17 protein-coding genes are annotated in these 17596 nt (G+C 74.3%); 9 read left to right on the top strand and 8 right to left on the bottom strand.

The genetic code is table 11. The features are described from left to right. Positions 1-5 precede the first annotated feature (5 nt). The 5 genes from ACFQH9_RS11190 to ACFQH9_RS11210 form a co-directional block, all read right to left on the bottom strand. The gene (locus tag ACFQH9_RS11190) at positions 6-941 is read right to left on the bottom strand and encodes a 3-hydroxyacyl-CoA dehydrogenase NAD-binding domain-containing protein (protein WP_379565914.1); all 936 of its coding nucleotides are present in this window, start codon (positions 939-941) and stop codon (positions 6-8) included. Further along, entirely contained in the window at positions 938-2920 is a 1983-nt protein-coding gene (locus ACFQH9_RS11195; RefSeq protein WP_379565915.1) for an acetoacetate--CoA ligase, read from the bottom strand. Before ACFQH9_RS11195 ends, ACFQH9_RS11190 begins: the two co-directional genes overlap by 4 nt. Next, a complete protein-coding gene (locus tag ACFQH9_RS11200) occupies positions 2917-3741 on the bottom strand; it encodes a crotonase/enoyl-CoA hydratase family protein (RefSeq protein ID WP_379565916.1) in 825 nt (274 codons plus the stop codon). Before ACFQH9_RS11200 ends, ACFQH9_RS11195 begins: the two co-directional genes overlap by 4 nt. Next, the gene (locus ACFQH9_RS11205) at positions 3738-5333 is read right to left on the bottom strand and encodes an acyl-CoA synthetase (protein WP_379565917.1); all 1596 of its coding nucleotides are present in this window, start codon (positions 5331-5333) and stop codon (positions 3738-3740) included. Before ACFQH9_RS11205 ends, ACFQH9_RS11200 begins: the two co-directional genes overlap by 4 nt. Positions 5334-5434: 101 nt before the next feature. Beyond that, entirely contained in the window at positions 5435-5923 is a 489-nt protein-coding gene (locus ACFQH9_RS11210) for a MarR family winged helix-turn-helix transcriptional regulator (protein ID WP_379565918.1), read from the bottom strand. A 245-nt stretch (positions 5924-6168) separates the two neighbouring features. On the opposite strand from ACFQH9_RS11210, the gene ACFQH9_RS11215 reads away from it, so the two are divergent. After that, a complete protein-coding gene (locus ACFQH9_RS11215; protein ID WP_379565919.1) occupies positions 6169-7491 on the top strand; it encodes an MFS transporter in 1323 nt (440 codons plus the stop codon). A gap of 112 nt (positions 7492-7603) precedes the next feature. Here the strand turns inward: ACFQH9_RS11215 and ACFQH9_RS11220 are convergent, their stop codons facing one another. Next, on the bottom strand, positions 7604-7966 hold the full coding sequence (locus ACFQH9_RS11220; protein WP_379565920.1) for an Lsr2 dimerization domain-containing protein: 363 nt from the start codon (positions 7964-7966) through the stop codon (positions 7604-7606). A 3-nt stretch (positions 7967-7969) separates the two neighbouring features. Further along, entirely contained in the window at positions 7970-8515 is a 546-nt protein-coding gene (locus ACFQH9_RS11225; RefSeq protein WP_379565921.1) for a hypothetical protein, read from the bottom strand. Positions 8516-8778: 263 nt separating this feature from the next. Here ACFQH9_RS11225 and ACFQH9_RS11230 point away from each other — a divergent pair, with 263 nt between their 5' ends. The 5 genes from ACFQH9_RS11230 (at position 8779) to ACFQH9_RS11250 (ending at position 13076) form a co-directional block, all read left to right on the top strand. After that, the gene (locus ACFQH9_RS11230) at positions 8779-9405 is read left to right on the top strand and encodes a QsdR family transcriptional regulator (RefSeq protein ID WP_379565922.1); all 627 of its coding nucleotides are present in this window, start codon (positions 8779-8781) and stop codon (positions 9403-9405) included. Between the two features lie 48 nt (positions 9406-9453). Next, entirely contained in the window at positions 9454-10599 is a 1146-nt protein-coding gene (locus ACFQH9_RS11235; protein ID WP_379565924.1) for a serine hydrolase domain-containing protein, read from the top strand. Further along, positions 10596-12179, top strand: coding sequence for an AMP-binding protein (locus ACFQH9_RS11240; protein WP_379565926.1), 1584 nt, complete (start codon positions 10596-10598; stop codon positions 12177-12179). The genes ACFQH9_RS11235 and ACFQH9_RS11240 overlap by 4 nt, the downstream gene beginning before the upstream one ends. Positions 12180-12436: 257 nt before the next feature. Continuing rightward, complete coding sequence (locus tag ACFQH9_RS11245) at positions 12437-12763, top strand: hypothetical protein (RefSeq protein WP_379565927.1); 327 nt, start codon at positions 12437-12439, stop codon at positions 12761-12763. Positions 12764-12767: 4 nt separating this feature from the next. Beyond that, a complete protein-coding gene (locus tag ACFQH9_RS11250; RefSeq protein ID WP_379565928.1) occupies positions 12768-13076 on the top strand; it encodes a hypothetical protein in 309 nt (102 codons plus the stop codon). Between the two features lie 80 nt (positions 13077-13156). On the opposite strand, the gene ACFQH9_RS11255 is transcribed toward ACFQH9_RS11250, so the two are convergent. Continuing rightward, positions 13157-13333: a hypothetical protein gene (locus tag ACFQH9_RS11255; protein WP_379565929.1), complete on the bottom strand. Its 177-nt coding sequence runs from the start codon at positions 13331-13333 to the stop codon at positions 13157-13159. Between the two features lie 333 nt (positions 13334-13666). Between ACFQH9_RS11255 and ACFQH9_RS11260 the strand changes: the two genes are divergently transcribed. The 3 genes from ACFQH9_RS11260 to ACFQH9_RS11270 all read left to right on the top strand — a co-directional run bounded on the left by ACFQH9_RS11260 (position 13667) and on the right by ACFQH9_RS11270 (position 17565). Then, positions 13667-14611, top strand: coding sequence for an MBL fold metallo-hydrolase (locus ACFQH9_RS11260; RefSeq protein WP_379565930.1), 945 nt, complete (start codon positions 13667-13669; stop codon positions 14609-14611). Positions 14612-14734: 123 nt separating this feature from the next. Next, on the top strand, positions 14735-16828 hold the full coding sequence (locus ACFQH9_RS11265) for an acetate--CoA ligase family protein (protein WP_379565931.1): 2094 nt from the start codon (positions 14735-14737) through the stop codon (positions 16826-16828). After that, a complete protein-coding gene (locus ACFQH9_RS11270; RefSeq protein ID WP_379565932.1) occupies positions 16828-17565 on the top strand; it encodes an enoyl-CoA hydratase-related protein in 738 nt (245 codons plus the stop codon). Before ACFQH9_RS11265 ends, ACFQH9_RS11270 begins: the two co-directional genes overlap by 1 nt. Positions 17566-17596 lie beyond the last annotated feature (31 nt).

Genomic DNA, 17596 nt, shown 5'->3' on the forward strand with positions numbered 1-17596 from the left:
CCCCGTCACGGCAGCTCGGTGCGCTCCTTGGCGGCGAGCAGGGTGTGCAGGACGGCGTCCCGCCGGGCCGCCAGCTCGGTCGGATCGGTGCCGGCGAGCTCGGCGTCGACCCCGGCGACGAGCGTCTCGACCAGCTCGGGGGTGAGCGTGACCTGCCCCAGGTCCCGCCACCACTTCTCGGTGGGCGGGCCGAGGTGCTCGAGGACGTGCGCGATCCCGCCCGGCCCGCCGGACAGGTGCTGGTTCGCGAAGGGCCCGAGCACCGCCCAGCGCAGTCCCGGTCCCTGCGAGATCGCCGTGTCGATGTCGGCCACCGTGGCGACCCCGCGCTCGACCAGCGAGTACGCCTCCTGCCAGAGCGCCGCCTGCAGCCGGTTCGCCACGTGCCCGGGCAGCTCCTGGCGCAGCCGGATCGGCTTCTTGCCGACGGCGGCGTAGAAGGCGAGCGCGCGCTGCACCGTCTCCTCGGCCGTCTTCTCCCCCGGCACCACCTCGACCAGCGGGATCACGTGCGGCGGGTTGAACGGGTGCCCGATCACGACCCGCTCCGGGTGCACCGGGCAGCCGCGCGCGATCGCGGACGGCAGCAGCCCCGACGAGCTCGACGCCAGCACCACGTCGGGTCGCGCGGCCTCGTCGAGCACCGCGAACAGCTCGTGCTTGACGGCCTCGCGCTCGGGGCCGTTCTCCTGGACGAAGTCGGCGTCCGCGACGGCCTCGGCCGGGTCCGCGGTGAAGCTCAGCCGCTCCGGCGAGGCGCCCGCGACCGGCGCGAGTGTCGGCCAGAGCACGGCCACCTCCGTCCGCACCCGCTCCTCGGCACCGGGCGACGGGTCGGTCGCGACGACGTCGAGCCCGCGGGCGAGGAAGTGCGCGGCCCAGCTGATCCCGATCACCCCGGTGCCGACGACGGCGACCCGGTCCACCCCGGCCGCGCTCACGCCCGGCTCCGGGCGAACGCGACGAACGGGTCCAGCGCGGTCGGGTCGGCGAGCACGTCGCGGCTCGCGACGTCGTCGAGCGCCGCGCCGAGCAGGATCTTCTTCGCCGGCAGCTCCAGCTTCTTGCCGGTCCGGTTCTTCGGCACCACCGGCACCGCCTCGACCCGGTCCGGGATGTGCCGGGGCGAGAGCTCGGTGCGCAGCGCGGTGGCGATCCGGCGGCGCAGCGCGTCGTCGAGCACGACGCCCTCGCGGAGCTGGACGTAGAGCTGCAGCTCCCCGCTGCCGCCGGCCGGGTCCTCGAGGTGCACGACCAGGCTGTCCACGACCTCGGGCAGCTCCTCGACCACCCGGTAGAACTCGGCGGTGCCCAGCCGGACGCCGCCGCGGTTGAGCGTCGCGTCGGAGCGGCCGGCGATCACCGCGCCGCCCCAGGGCGAGAAGCGCACCCAGTCGCCGTGCCGCCAGACGCCCGGGTACCGGTCGAAGTAGGTGTCGCGGTAGCGGGTGCCGTTCGGGTCGCCCCAGAAGCCCACCGGCATCGACGGCATCGGCGTGGTGATGACCAGCTCGCCGAGCTCGCCGACGACCGGCTCGCCCTTCTCGTCGAAGGCCTGCGCGGCGACGCCGAGGCAGGGGCCGGAGATCTCGCCGACCCGGACCGGCTGCAGGGGGCCGCCCTGCACGATGCCGGAGCAGACGTCCGTGCCGCCGCTGCCGACGTTGAGCAGCACGTCCGGCCCGAACTCCGCCGCCACCCAGCGGTAGCCCTCGGGCGGCAACGGGCTGCCGGCCGCCCCGATCTGGCGCACCCGCGACAGGTCGAACTCGCGCGCCGGGTGCACGCCCTCGGCCCGGCAGGCCATCAGGTAGCCGGGGCTCGCGCCCACCAGCGTGGCCCCGGTCTCGGCGGCGAGCCGCCACTGCCGGCGGAGGTCCGGGTGGAGCGGGTTGCCGTCGATCATCACGATCGAGGCGCGCACCAGCAGGGACGAGACCAGCGCGTTCCACATCATCCACGCGGTGGTCGAGAACCAGAGGATCCGGTCGCCCGCCCGCAGGTCCCAGCTCAGGCCGTGGTTCTTCAGGTGCTCCAGCAGGATCCCGCCGTGCGAGTGCACGATCGCCTTGGGCTTGCCGGTGGTCCCGGAGGAGAAGAGCACGTACAGCGGGTGCGCGAAGGGCACCGGGTCGAAGGTGAGGTCTCCGGGCTCGCCGAGGAGCTCCGCCCAGCCGAGCGTGTCCGGCAGGTCGTGCGGGCCGTACGGGACGTGCACGACGTGCACGACGGTCGGGAGGCCGGCCCGGATCTCGGCCACCTGCGCGCGGCGGTCGATCTCCTTGTCGCCGTAGCCGTACCCCGACACCGTGAGCAGCACGGTGGGCTCGATCTGCCCGAACCGGTCGACCACGCTGCGCGCGCCGAACTCGGGCGCGCAGCTCGCCCACACCGCGCCCAGGCTCGCAGTGGCCAGGAACGCGATCAGCGTCTCCGGGACGTTCGGCAGGTAGGCGACCACGCGGTCGCCCCGGCCGACGCCCAGCCGCTCCAGCCCGGCCCGCGCGCGGGCCACCTGCTCGCGCAGCCGGCCCCAGGTCAGCTCCTGCCGGTCCCGGGTCTGCGAGTAGGCCAGCACGGCGACCTCGGCGTCGTCGGCCCCCGTGTCGAGCAGGCCGACGGCGTGCTCGGCGTAGTTCAGCGTCGCACCCGGGAACCACTCCGCGCCCGGCATCTCCCGCCGGCCGAGCACCCGTTCCGGCGGGGTCGCGAACCGGACGCCGAAGAACCCGGCGACGGCCGACCAGAAGGCCTCCGGGTCGTCGACCGACCAGCGGTGCAGCGCGGGGTAGTCCTCGAACGCCAGCCCGCGCTCGCGCTCCAGCCACCCCAGGAACCGGCCGATCTCGGTGGTCTCCCGGACGTCGTCGGCCACCGGGCGCAGCAGCTCGGGCACACCGGCCGTGGTCGCGGCGGTCATCGCCGGACCCGCCCGCCGCGGCCGGCCAGGAACGCGCGCATCCGCTCCTGCGCCTGCTCGCTGCTGCCCGCCAGGGCGGCGACCATCGACTCCATCAGGTAGCCCTCGGCCGGGTTGGCCTCGGCGATTCGCGGCAGCGCCTGCAGCACCGCGAAGTTGGTGACCGACGAGTTCCCGGCGATCTTCCGGGCCAGCTCGACGGCCTTGGCCAGGCCCTCCCCCGGCGCCACGAGGTAGTGCGACAGCCCCAGCGCCTGCCCCTCCTCGGCCGCGAGGACCCGGCCGGTCAGCATCATGTCGGCCATCCGGTGCGCCCCGATGAGCCGCGGCACCCGCACGGACCCACCGCCGCCGACGAACAGGCCGTGCTGCCCCTCCGGCAGCGCGTAGAACGCGCTCGGCTCGGCGACCCGCAGGTGGGTGGCCGACGCCAGCTCCAGCCCGCCGCCGATCACCGCGCCCTTGAGGACGGCGACGACCGGGAGCCGGCCGCGCTCCATCCGCTCGAACGCGCGGTGCCACATCATCGAGTGCTCGAGGCCCTCGAACGCGTCCCGCTCGGTCAGCTCGGACAGGTCGAGGCCGGCGCAGAAGTGGTCGCCCTCGGCGTCGAGCACCACGGCCTTCACCCCGGCCGGCGGGGCGCTGAAGAAGGTCTCGATGCCGAGCACGGTCGGGTCGTCGAGCGCGTTGCGCTTGGCGGGCCGGGTCAGCCGGAGCACGGCGACGTCGTCGTGCCGCTCCACCTGCAACGACTTCGGCAGCAGGGCCTCGACCCCCTCGCCCGGCGGCTGCGCGGGCTGCGGTGCGGCGGTGGTCATGACGCTCCCTCCGGCCGCGGCCCCGCCGCGACCCGTTCGATCGGATGCTCGTCCGCCGCGCGCCGGCGCAGCTCCACCCGGCGGAGCTTGCCGGTGGCGTTGCGCGGCAGCTCCGCCACGAACTCGACGTACTTCGGAACCTTGTACCGGGCCAGCCCGGACTCGAGATGGGCGCGCAGCACGGCCTCGGTCAGGTCCGCCCCCTCGCGGACCTGCACGTAGGCGACCCCGACCTCGCCCCAGCGCGGGTCGGCGACCCCGACGACGGCGCACTCGGCCACCGCGTCGAGCTGCACCGCGACGGCCTCCACCTCGGCGGGGTAGACGTTCTCCCCGCCCGAGATGTACATGTCCTTGACCCGGTCGACGACGTGCGCCCAGCGGTCGCCGTCGACCCGCAGCACGTCGCCGGTCCGGAACCACTGCCCGTCGACCAGGCTCGCGGCCGTCTCGTCGGGGAGGTTCCAGTACCCGGCGAACAGGTGCGGGCCGCGCACCACCAGCTCCGCCGGCTCCCCGCCGGGGACCTCGGGGCGCCCCTCCCGCAGCTGGGCGACGTCGGTGAAGAAGTGCGGCACGCCGACCGCCGTCGGGTGGGCGGCGGTGCCCGCGGGGGTGCTCATGTACACCCCCGGCGAGGCCTCGGTCATGCCGTAGCCCTGGATCAGCCGGACCCCGCGGTCCAGCCACGCCCGCGCCACGCGCTCCTGCACCGGCGAGCCGCCGTACTGCACCAGGGTCAGCGAGCTCAGGTCGGCGGTCGCCCAGCCCGGGTGCTCGCACATCATCTGCAGCATCGTCGGCACCGCCGAGAAGCCGGTGATCCCGGCGGCCGAGATCCGCTCCAGCACGAGGCCGGGATCGGCCTTGGGCAGCACCTCCACGCTGCCGCCCTTGAACAGCGTGGGCAGCGTGACCTGCCCCAGCCCGACGCAGTGGAACAGCGGCGCGATGCACAGCGCCCGGTCGGTGCTCAGCACGTCGACGTGGGCCAGGAAGTTGACGGTGTTCCAGGTCATGCTGCCGTGGGTGAGCACGGCGCCCTTGGGGCGGCCCGTCGTCCCCGACGTGTAGAGGATCAACGCCGGGTCGTCGAGCGAGACCGCCGGCTCGGCCTCCAGCACCGGGCCCGCCGCGATCTCGGTCTCGTAGTCCAGGCGGTCGGCGCCGCCGTGCACCGCGACGACGTGGCGCAGCGCGGCCGGCCGCGCGGCGATCGCCGAGTCGACCAGCGCGTCCGCGTCCGCGCTGTGCACCAGGACGGAGGCACCGGCGTCCTCCAGCATGAACCGGATCTCCGGTGCGGCGAGCCGGTGGTTGAGGGGGACCGAGATCGCCCCGAGCAGCCAGGTCGCGAAGAAGGTCTCGAACACCTCGACGGCGTTCACGCCCAGGTGGGCCACCCGGTCCCCCGGGCCCACGCCGAGCCGGCGCAGCGCCCCGGCGTAGCGCACCACGCGGTCGGCGAGCTCGGCGTAGGTGAGTGCGCGGTGCGGGTCGCGCAGCGCCGGCCGGTCCGGGGAGATCCGGGCGCGCCGGACGGGCCAGGTCCCCAGGCCCGCGTTCGGGCCGGCGACGAGTGTCGGGTTCATGAGTCCACCACCGTTGGTGCGGCTGGGCCGATCGGGACCGTGGAGCCCGGGTGTCTCAGGCTCCTTGACACCGAATTAGTAGCAAGGAGCTTGATATCGAGTCAAGCCGTCGGGTTCCCGTACCGGCTCAGCTCCTCCGCCGGCACCGTGAGTGCCTCGAGGCAGCGCTCCAGCGCGCCGCCGAAGGCCACCGCCTCCTCGGGGGTGAGCATCGAGAGCATCCGCTCCTCGACGTCGTCGACCACCCGGTGGCACTCCTTCAGCACCCGGACCCCGTGCTCGGTGAGCCAGGCGCGCAGGATCCGCCGGTTGGCCTCGTCGGGGCGGCGCTCGATGAGCCGGTCCCGCTCCATGGTCGCGATCAGCTGGTGCATCGCCTGGGGCGTGACGACGTGCCGGCGCGCCAGCTGGGCCGACGACAGCCCCTCGCGGGCCTCGAGGATGCTCAGCGCGGTGTACTGGTGCAGCGTCACCCCGAGCGGGCGCAGCACCTCCTCCATGCGGGCACGCTCCGCCATCTCCAGGCGTTTCACCAGGTAGGTCAGGCGCTGACCGCGCCGGCCGGCCGGACGGGCCGCGATCCGTGTCATGCCGCGAGCGTATTCGCAAACCTGAGACGGGTCAGCCGTTGACCGCAGGTATCAAGTTCCTTACCATCAGCGCCCATCGACGGCCGCGGTTCCGGGCCGGTACCACCCGCACCACCCGCACCACGCGCACCACCCCGCAGTCTCCGCCGGACACCGCCGGAGACCGCCGGAGACCGCCGGACACCGCCGGACACCGCAGTCACGCAGACACCGCAGTCAGGCCACCCAGCAGACAGGGCACCGCAATGACGCACCCCCACCCGCAGCCGCGGTCGCGCAGCCAGCTGCGCCGCGCAGTGCTGTCGAGCTACCTCGGCAGCGTGATCGAGTACTACGACTTCCTGCTCTACGCCACGGCCTCGGCGGTGGTGTTCAACAAGGTGTTCTTCGCCGACCTGGACCCCCTGGTCGGGACCGTCGCCAGCTTCGGCACGCTCGCCACCGGGTACTTCGCCCGGCCCCTCGGCGGGGTCCTGTTCGGACACTTCGGCGACCGGATCGGCCGCAAGCGGATGCTCGTGCTGAGCATGACGGCGATGGGCGTGGGCAGCACCCTCATCGGCCTGCTGCCCACCTCGGCGCAGATCGGCGCCTGGGCGCCGGTCCTGCTCGTCGTGCTCCGCGTGCTGCAGGGCGTCGCGGTCGGCGGCGAGTGGGGCGGCGCGGTGCTGATGTCCGCCGAGCACGCCACCTCGCGGAGGGGGCTGTGGGCGAGCTTCACCAACGCCGGCGCGCCCAGCGGCATGGTGCTGTCCACGCTGGTCCTGGCGGTGTCCGCGAGCGCCACCGGCGAGCAGGCCTTCCTCGCCTGGGGCTGGCGGATCCCGTTCCTGCTCAGCATCGTGCTGCTCGCGGTGGGCCTCTTCGTCCGGGCACGGGTCACCGAGACACCGGTGTTCGCCGAGGCCGCACGGTCGGAGCCGGCGGCGCCGCCGCTGCTCGACGTGCTGCGCAACCACCCGCGCAACCTGCTGCTGTCGATCGGCGTCGGCTTCGGGGCGTTCATCGCGCAGGGCACGCTGACGACCTTCGTCATCTCCTACGCCGTCCAGGCCGGCTTCCCCCGGCAGACCGTACTGAACGCGCTCACCGTCTCCTCGGTCGCCGCGATCCTCGGCATCATCGGCTTCTCCGCGCTGTCGGACCGCTTCGGACGCCGTCCGTTGGTCCTCGCCGGTGCCGTCGCGATGGCGGTCTGGGCGTTCCTGCTGTTCCCGCTGATCGACAGCGGCTCGACCTTCCTGCTCGTGGTCGCCGTCGTCGTCGGGCAGGGCGTGGTGCACGCGTGCATGTACGGCCCGCTCGCCGCGCTCTACACCGAGCTGTTCTCCACCCGGGCCCGCTACACGGGCGCCTCGCTCGGCTACCAGATCGCCGGGATCGGGGCGGGGATCGGCCCCGTCGTCTTCGCCTCGGTGCTCGCCGGGGGTGCCGGCACGCTCACGGTCTCGGTCATCATCGCGGCCGGCTGCGTGCTGACGGTCGCCTGCATCCTCGCGCTCCGCGAGACCGCCACCATCGACCTGGGCGACTCGGCGGAGACCGCGGTCCCCGCCGCCCGCACCTGAGCGGAACCCCTCGGAGCGGTGCGCGGCGACCACGGTCGCCGGGCACCGCTCCGTGGCGGTTCCGGAGCGGCCCGACGGCGGTCCTCCCGCCGCTCGGCCGTGCGGCGGGCGGTCAGCCCGCCTTGGTCTCCTCGCGCCACTGCTCGACCAACGACCGCTTGAACCGGTTGTTGGAGGGGACCTCGATCCCCTTCTCCTCCGCCCACTGCCGCAGCTGCTCGCGCTCCTCGGCGGTGAGCCCGGTGCTGGTGCTGACCGGGGCGTGCCCGGCGCGCCGCGCGGAGGACCGCAGGTCCGGGATCGACGCGTCGACCCGGCCCGCCTCGATGTAGGGCTGCAGCAGCTGCAGGAGCTTGCGGTACTCCGGCCCCGCCAGGTCGATCTGCACCCGCATCTGGTCGATGTTGAGCTCGTGCGACTCGACGTCCTGTTCCGAGCCCGTCAGGTCGCAGAACCGGATCTCCCGGATTCCCATCGATCAGCCCGCCTCGGTCGTGGTCCGGCGCGCGCGGGTCTGCCGCGGCGCGCCACCGGCCTCCTTCGCGGCCTCCCGCGCAGCCTGGTTCGCGGCCTTGCGCAGCGCGGCGAGGGTCTGCCCCGAGAGCGCCTTCGAGGCCACCGAGTCGCCGATCTGGCGCGGGGTCATGCGCCCGCGGCCGGTCTCCGCGAGGTAGCTCTGGCCGTCCGGACCGGTCCGGTACTCCAGGTTCGACGCGACCCGGTGGAACCGGGTCCGACCCCGCTGCCGCACGCCCTCCCACCGCTCCACCTTCACGGCGAGCTGGCAGCACGTGCAGGTCAGGCGGCGGACGAACAGCCCCTCGTCGTCCACCTCGGTGAAGTGGATCCCCGCCTGCCGGATCGTCGGGAACAGGTGCCGGCCGCGTTCCCGGCAGGCCAGCACCTCGTCGGAGACCCGGTCGACGTAGAGATCGACGTCCTCGTCCGACGCGCGGACGATCCCCGTCTCCGCCAGCTGTTCGCCCTGGATCGACTTCGGCAGATCGGACTGCCCCTCGGCCACCTGTCACTCCTTCCACTGTGTCCCGTGTGCAGTGTCGCGGTCCGTCCCGGTCCGCGGAACCAGCAGATCACATCATCATCGCCGATCGGGCGCCCGTCCGGGCCCATCGGTCCGGGCCGATCGGTGGTTCGGCGACCCCACCCCATCGTCCGGCGGCGTCGCGGGCCGCCGGTCGGGCAGGATCGACGGCGTGGGGTCGACCGCGGCCCGTCCCCGCAACGTTCTCCTTGTCCGCTGCAACATCCTGCCCATATGCTGCATCTGTGGGTGTCGCAGATCACCTCTCGCGCGGGGCGCACCCGCACGCGCGCGAGGCGGTGCGGTTGGCCCGCAGGGCGTTCCTGGCCGGTGAGCGCATCGACGCCCAGCGCATCGCCGGCGAGCTGGGTGTCGACCGCACCACCCTGTTCCGTTGGGTCGGCAACCGCGACCAGCTGCTCGTCGCGGTGCTGACCTCGCTCGCGGACCCGACGCTGCGGAACGCCGCGGCGGCCGCTCCCGGCTGCGGACCGGAACGGATCGGCCGGATCCTGCGCGAGTTCTCCCAGGCCCTGATCGACGCCCCGTACTACCGCTCCTTCCTGCAGCGCGACACCGAACGCGCGCTGCGGCTGATCACGACGAAGGCCAGCCCGCTGCAGCAGCACGTCGTCGGCGCCGTCGAGCGGCTGCTCGCCGAGGAGTGCGGCCGCGGGCACCTGGCCGCCTCGATCCCGCTCGGCGACCTCGCCTACCTGGTGGTCCGGATCGCCGAGTCCTTCATCTACGCCGACCTGCTCACCGGCGACCCGCCCGACGCCGCCAAGGTCGAGCTCGCGGTCGCCGCCCTGCTGCACGGCGCGGCCCGCATCGCCGATCCCCGGGCCACCGCGGCGTCGTCCGCACCCTGACCTGACCAGATCCCCGCACGATCCGCACTCGACGAGGAGAGCACGATCATGGCCGAGCTCCAGGGCACCTGCGAGGCCCGTTTCGACCCGCTGCGCCGGCAGCTGCAGACCCGTCTCGACAGCGGCGAGGAGCTGGGTGCCTCGATGGTCGTCGACCTCGACGGCGAGCAGGTCGTCGACCTCTGGGGCGGGTACCGCGACCCGGCCCGCACCACGGCCTGGGACGAGCACACGATCGTCAACGTCTGGTCCACCACGAAGACCGTCACCGCGCTCGCCACGCTGATGCTCGTCGACCGGGGGCAGCTCGACGTCCACGCGCCCGTCGCGCGGTACTGGCCGGACTTCGCGGCCGCCGGCAAGGAGGAGGTGCAGGTCCGGCACCTGCTCTCGCACACCTCCGGCGTCTCGGGTCTGGAGCAGCCGGCGTCGGTGCAGGACATGTACGACGCCGAACGGGCCGCCGCCCGCATGGCCGCCCAGGCACCCTGGTGGGAGCCGGGTTCGGCGTCGGGCTACCACGCGCTCAACTACGGCCACCTCCTCGGCGAGCTGATCCGGCGCGTCGACGGCCGGACGCTGACCGAGTTCGTCGCGCAGGAGATCGCCGGTCCGCTCGACGCCGACTTCACCATCGGCGCGCCCGAGAAGGCGTGGGGCCGGATCGCCGACGTCGTCCCGCCTCCGCCGCTGCCCGTCGACCTGTCGACCGCGGACCCGACCAGCCCGGCGGTGCGCACGCTCACCGGCCCGCTCGTCAACGCCGAGGACGCGAACACCGAGGCCTGGCGCCGCGCCGAGATCGGCGGCGCGAACGGGCACGGCAACGCCCGGTCCGTCGCCCGGATGCTGTCCGCGATCGCGCGCGGCGGCGAGGTCGACGGCGTCCGGCTGCTCTCGCCGCCGACCATCGACCTGATCTTCGAGGAGCAGGCGAACGGCGTCGACGTGGTGCTCGGCGTACCGCTGCGGTTCGGCATCGGCTTCGCCCTGCCCCAGCGCGACACCCTGCCGTACATCCCCGACGAGCGGATCTGCTTCTGGGGCGGCTGGGGCGGCTCGATGATCATCATGGACGTCGGCCGGCGCCTGACGATCTCCTACATGATGAACCGGATGGCGCCGGGCATCATCGGCTCCGAACGCAGCGCCGGGTACGTGCGCGAGATCTACCGCGTCCTGGAGGCGTCGTGATCGTCGACAGCCCCTACCCCGCCGTCGAGATCCCCGAGGTCTCGCTGCCGGAGTTCCTGTTCGGCGCCGGCTTCGGCGACCGGGCCGACGCCCCCGCCTTCATCGACGGCGCGACCGGCACGTCGGTGACCTTCGACGAGCTCACGGGCATGGTCGTCCGGATCGCCGCCGTGCTGCACGAGCGCGGGCTGCGCCGGGGAGACGTCGTGGCCCTGTTCGCCCCGAACTCCCCGGCGTGGGTGGCGGTGTTCCAGGGCGTGCTGCGCGCCAACGGCATCGTGACCAGCGCCAACTCCCTCTACTCCCCCGCCGAGCTCGCCCACCAGCTCACGGACTCCGGCGCGCGGATGCTGGTCACGGTGTCCCCCTTCCTGGACCGGGCCACGGCGGCGGCCGCGGAGGCCGGGCTGCCCGACGACGCCGTCGTCACCCTCGACCCGGTCGAGGGCCGCACCTCGCTCGCGGACCTGCTCGCGAGCACCGCGGAGCCGCCGGTCCCGGAGGTCGGCCCCGGCGACACCGCGGTGCTCCCCTACTCCTCGGGCACGACGGGCCTGGCGAAGGGCGTGGTCCTCACCCACCGCAACCTGGTGGCGAACCTGCTGCAGTTCACCCCGCTGGGGACCACGGACGAGACGACCCGGATCCTCGCCGTCCTGCCGTTCTTCCACATCTACGGCATGACGGTGATGATGAACCACGGCCTGCACCGCCGTGCCACGGTCGTCACGATGCCGCGCTTCGAGATGGCCGAGTTCCTGCGCGTCGTCGCGGAGTACCGGCTCAACCGGCTCTACATCGCCCCGCCGATCGCGGTCGGCCTGGCCAAGCACCCGCTGGTCGACTCGTACGACCTGTCCTGCGTCGACGTGATCTTCTCGGGCGCCGCGCCGCTCGACGCCGAGCTGGGGCACGCCGTCGCCCGCCGGCTGGGCTGCGTGGTCCTGCAGGGCTACGGGATGACGGAGCTCTCACCCGTCAGTCACTCGATGGACGAGCGGCGCCCGGACGACGACCTCAACGGCGTCGGCTACGCGATCCCGAACGTCGAGAGCAAGCTCGTCGACCCGGAGACCGGGCGCGAGGTCGGGCCCGGCGAGCGCGGCGAGCTGTGGGTGCGCGGGCCGAACGTCATGTCCGGCTACCTCAACAACCCCGAGGCGACCGCCGCCACGCTCGACGCCGACGGCTTCCTGCACACCGGCGACGTCGCGACGGTCGACGAGAACGGCTTCTTCCGGATCGTCGACCGGGTCAAGGAGCTGATCAAGTACAAGGGCTACCAGGTGCCGCCCGCGGAGCTGGAGGCCGTGCTGCTCACCCACGACGGGATCGCCGACGCCGCCGTCATCGGGGTGCTCGACGCGGACGGCGAGGAGGTGCCCAAGGCGTTCGTCGTGGTCCAGCAGGGGGTCACGCTGACCGCCGAGGACGTGATGGCGTACGTGGCCGAGCGGCTCGCCCCGTACAAGAAGGTCCGCGTGGTGGAGTTCGTCGACGCGATCCCGAAGTCCGCGTCGGGGAAGATCCTCCGCAAGGACCTGCGGGCCCGGGAGCAGGCCGGGGCCGTCGCAGGCTGAGCCGGCTCACGCCCCTCCCCGCCGCACGCCGTCGAGCCGGGCGAAGGCGCGGGCGTGGAGAGAGGGTGCGGGCGCCGGCCTCGCAGTGGTCGCCCGCGCCCTCCGCGGCGGCGAAGGGTCGTGCGCTGCTCCTCGGGGGGTGCGGTCGCTCTCACGGGACACCGTGCACGGTCCGCTCCAACCCGGCGTCGATCCGATCCGGGCGTGGCGGGACCGCTCGACCTGCGCAGGTGCATCCGGTACCGGAAGCTCGGCACGTGTCTCCCGAACGCACCGCCGACGGCCGCTGGATCGTCGTTCGCGGTCGGCGTTGGCGCGCGGCCGACCCCGAGCTGCCCGAGCAGGTGCGCGCGGAACTGCAGCGCCACCTCGGCCGGGCGCGGGCCGCGGTGCGGACGGGCCGCGCGGCCGACGATCCCGACGCCGTCCGGGCCGCCCGCCGCCGGGTCGCCCTCGCGAAGCACGGCCTGGGCGAGCGTGGCGAGCCGTGGTGGGAGCAGGACCCGGACACCCGGGAGCGCCGGTGGACCGAAGCGCTGGAGGCGCTGGAGGCACCGGATGCCGCGGCCGAGGGGCTACGGTGATCCGGTGGCGCGGAGGAGGAACGGGTGGGCCGAGGTGCTCGACCCGTGGCGGCAGCTCGCCGAGATCGCGTGGTCGGCGCCCCAGGTCGTCGCCCACCGCACGGCCCGGATGGCGACGGGCGGCTGGCCGCCGAGCGCACGGGACCGCCGCGAGTACCGGCGGATGATCGAGGAGAAGGGCACCGCCTTCACCCGCGCCGCCGTCGCCTCGGCCTGGGCCGTGCCTCGGGCCGCGAGCCTCGTGCTGTCGGAGAGCCTCACCCCGGTCCACCGCACGGTCACCGCGAACCGCCGGCGGCTGTACCGCCGCTGAGGCACCGACCGGGGGTGCGTCATCGAACGGCGACCGCTAGCCCGGCGCCGATGTCCGGTCTCGGCCTCGGTCACGGGCGCCTACGCGAACTCGACGACCCGGGTGTTCTCGAGCTCCCGGTCGAGGGTCGAGGTTCGGGGTCGTCGTCGTGGTCGGCGCTCGGGGTCGATCCAGGGTGGGGGGATGAACTCGGGCAGGCCGTCGCGCAGGCGCACCGCCCAGTCGGTGGTGTGGATCTGGCGGTGATGGGCCTGCACAGCATGACCAGGTTGCCCAGCGCGGTCCCGCACCCGCGCCGGGCCCGGCGGTGGCCGCCAGCGCCTCGACCGCCTGGTCGAGAAGGCGGCGCGCGTCGGCGACCGGGTCGGGGAGCATGATCGGAGCCTACTCGAACGTCTCTTCGAACACAGGGTAAAGTCCGCAGCTCAAGGCGGCAGAATCGGAGATCACCCGCCGCCCAACGGTCCTGCTTTCCGCCGCGCACCTCCGGCTCTCCGAGACGCACGGACCGACCCGGCGGAGGCGGCCGATCGACCGGCCCGGGTCGCGCTGCCAGGGTGGGTGCGAGAACCACGGACGGAGGCCCCAGCATGAGCGCGCGCCCGTACGACATCACCGTTCCCGGCCCGCCACGGCTGGAGGAGGTCTCGGACGGGATCTGGGCCTACGTCCAGCCCGACGGCACGTGGTGGATCAACAACACCGGCTTCGCCGTCGGGCCGCAGGGCGTGGTCGCCGTCGACTCCTGCTCCACCGAGCGACGCACCCGGGCCTTCGCCGCGGCGATCGCCTCGGTGAGCGCCGCGCCCGTTCGCACCCTGGTCAACACCCACCACCACGGCGACCACACCTGGGGCAACGCCCTGTTCGGCACCGCGACGATCGTCGCGCACGAGCGCGCCCGCACCGAGATGATCGCGTTCGGGCCGCCGCGCGAGCTGCCGTTCTGGGAGAACCCGGACTGGGGCTCGCTGCCGCTCGACCCGCCCTTCCTCACCTTCACCGACCGGGTGGCGCTGCACGTCGGTGACCTACGGGCCGAGGTCCTGCACGTCGGCAGGCCCGCGCACACCACCAACGACTCGCTGGTCTGGTTCCCCGAGCGGTCCACGCTGTTCTGCGGCGACCTCGTGTTCCACGGCGGCACCCCGTTCCTGCTCATGGGCTCGGTCGCGGGGGCGATCGAGGTGCTGGAGACGGTCGTGGCGCCCCTCGGCGCGGCCACCACCGTCCCCGGCCACGGCCCGGTCTTCCACGACCGCGCCCCGCTGGAGGACACCCTGGACTACCTGCGGTTCGTGCTCGACCTCGCCGAACGCGGCCGGGCCGCCGGCGTCCCGCCGCTGCAGGCCGCCCGGGACACCGGCCTCGGCCGCTTCGCGGAGTGGCCCGACGCCGAGCGCATCGTGGGCAACCTGCACCGCGCGTACGCGGAACTGGGCGGGGCGGAGCGGGGCGCGCCGATCGACGTCGTCGCGGCGTTGGGCGACATGGTCGCCTACAACGGGGGCCGGCCCCTGACCTGCCTCGCCTAGGGGCCTTGTCGTCGACGTCATCGTCAACTTAGGGTGAGACCGCGGGTGCGGGCGGATCAGGGCCGTGACCTGCGTGAACGCCGGGTGTGCGCCCGGACCTCGACGACGAGGAGGACCGCCCCGTTGGGCGACACCGCGACCGGCACCGACGCGTCCGCCCCTCCCCGGGCCACGACGGAGACCGACTGGGACCGGGTCCTGAACCCGCGGACCGTCGTGGTCCTCGGCGCCTCCGGCCGGGCGGACAATCCCATGGCCCGCCCGCTGCGCTGGCTCGCCGAGCGCGGGTTCGCCGGGCGCGTCGTGCCCGTCAACCCGAAGTACCCGGAGCTCGCCGGGCTGCCGTGCGCCGCTTCGTTCGCCGAGGTCGAGGGGCCCGTGGATCTCGTCCTCGCGATGGTCCCGGCCGCGCAGGCGGTGGCGGCCGTGCGGGAGGCGGGCCGGGCCGGGGCGGCCGCAGTGATCGTGTTCGCGTCGGGCTTCGCCGAGGTCGGGCCGGAGGGTGCGACCCTGCAGGAGGAGCTGGTCGCGGCGGCCCGGGAGTCCGGCGTTCGGGTGCTCGGCCCCAACTGCCAGGGCATCGTGCACACGCCCAGCCGGCTGTTCGCGAGCTTCTCGGCGGCGGCCGAGCGGCCGTTGACCGGGAGCAGCGGCATCGCCTACGTCGGGCAGAGCGGCGCCATCGGCGGTTCCGTCCTCGACCTCGCGGCGGAACGCGGCCTCGACCTCACCACCTGGGTCAGCACCGGCAACCAGGCCGACGTCGACCTCACCGAGATCGGGCGGTACCTGGTCCGCCGACCCGAGATCTCGGTGCTCGCGGCCTACGCGGAGAACCTGCGCGACGGCACGGCGTACGAGAGGCTCGCGGCGACCGCCGCCGAACACGACACCGCCCTGGTGGTGCTGCGCGCGGGCCGCTCGGCCGCCGGGAGGCGCGCCGCCGTGTCTCACACCGGCGCGATGGTGGGCGACGACACCGCCTTCCGGCTGGTCTCCCGCCGGCACGGCGTGGTGCTCGTCGACGACGTGGAGGAGCTCCTCGCGGCCGCCACGATGCTGCGGGGCCAGCCCCGGCCGTCCGGGCGCGGGGTCGCGGCGGTGACGACCTCGGGCGGCGCGGGCATCCTCGCCGCGGACCGCTGCGAGGCCCTCGGCCTGCACCTGCCCGAGCTCGCCCCGGAGACCCAGGAGAAGCTCTCCCGCCTGGTGCCGGAGTTCGGCGCCCTGGCCAACCCGGTCGACGTGACCGCCCAGCTGTTCAACCGGGGCGACCGCGCGTTCGGCGAGGTGTGCGCGATCGTCTGCGCCGACCCGTCCGTGGAGTCGCTGCTGGTGCTGGTCACCATGGTCACCGGGCGGGAGGCGGTCGCCCTCGCCGAGGACCTCGCCGCCGCGATGCAGGGCGGCACGGTGCCGTGCGCGGTCGCCTGGCTCGCCGGCCCGGACCGGACGGCCGAGGCCCGCGCCCTGCTCACGGCGGCCGGGATCCCGGTGTTCGCCTCCGTGGCGGTGGCCTCCCGGGTGCTGGCGGAGGTGGTCCGGGACCCGGGGCCCGACGCCGACGGGCCCGCCCCCGCACCACCGGGTCCCCTGCCGGGCGACGGCTGGGAGCTGCTCGACGCGATCGGCGTGCCCCGTCCCGAGGGTCGCTCCGCCGGCACGTCGGCGGAGGCCGCGGCGATCGCCCGCGAGCTGGGCGGGCCGGTGGTGCTCAAGGCCGAGGGCCCGGCGCACAAGTCCGAGCTCGGCGCCGTGCGGGTCGGCGTGCCGCTCGACGAGGTCGGCGACGTGACCGCCGAGCTGCTCCGGCTGGCGCCGTCCGTGCTCGTCCAACGCCGCGCGCCGGCGGGCCTCGAGCTGCTCGTGGCTGCGACCTCGGGCGGCGACGGCTGGCCGCCGGTCGTGACCGTCGGGCTCGGCGGGGTCGCGACGGAGATCCACCGGGACCTCGCGACCGCGCTCGCCCCGCTCGACCGCGCCGCCGCCCGCGACCTGCTGCGGAACCTCCGCAGCTGGCCGCTGCTCGCGGGGCACCGGGGCGCGGACCCGCTCGACGTCGAGGCCGCCGTCGAGGCGGTCGTCGCCGTGTCCCGTGCGGCCACGGACCCGGCGATCGCCGAACTGGAGATCAATCCGCTGATCGTCGGGCGCGAGGGCGTGACGGCGGTCGACGTCCTCGTCCGCAGGACGACGCAGGACCGGGAGGCGCGCTGATGGGCCGGATCGTGCTGGAGAAGGCGGAGGGGGTCGCGACGCTCACCGTCGACTCCCCCGAGGTGCGCAACGGGCTGACCCCGGACATGGGCCGGGAGCTGGTCGCGGCGTGCGAGGAGATCGACGCCGACCCGGCGATCGGCGCGGCGGTGGTGCGGGGCGCGGCCGGGACGTTCTGCTCGGGCGCCGACCGGCGGCGCTGGCGGCCCGGTGCCGACCAGGCCGAGGACTCGACCTACCGGGACACCGGCGCGGTCTACCAGTCCTTCGTGCGGGTGGGGAAGCTGGCCGTGCCCACGATCGCGGCGGTCCGCGGCGCCGCCGTCGGAGCCGGCATGAACCTGATGCTGGCCGCCGACCTGCGGGTCGTCGCCGAGGACGCCCGGCTCCTCGCCGGGTTCCTGCGCATCGGCCTGCACCCCGGCGGGGGGTTCTTCACCCTCGCCGGACGCACCGCCGGCCGGGAGGCGACCGCCGCGATGGGCCTGTTCGGCCAGGAGATCGACGGCCGGCGGGCCGTCGAGATCGGCCTCGCCTGGGCCGCCGTCCCCGACGACGAGGTCGAGGACACGGCCCACCGGCTCGCCGCCGGACCGGCGCAGGACCCCGCGCTGGCCCGCGAGGCCGTCCGGTCCTTCCGCACCGAGCTGGGCCCACCCGCGATCGGGTGGGACGCCGCCGTCGAGTTCGAGCGGGCCACGCAGATGTGGTCGCAACGCCGCCGCACCGGCAGCTGACCACGGAGCCGGCCCGGCGCGGGCCGGACCG

The sequence above is a fragment of the Pseudonocardia lutea genome, from assembly GCF_042658055.1.
Classification (GTDB): domain Bacteria; phylum Actinomycetota; class Actinomycetes; order Mycobacteriales; family Pseudonocardiaceae; genus Pseudonocardia; species Pseudonocardia lutea.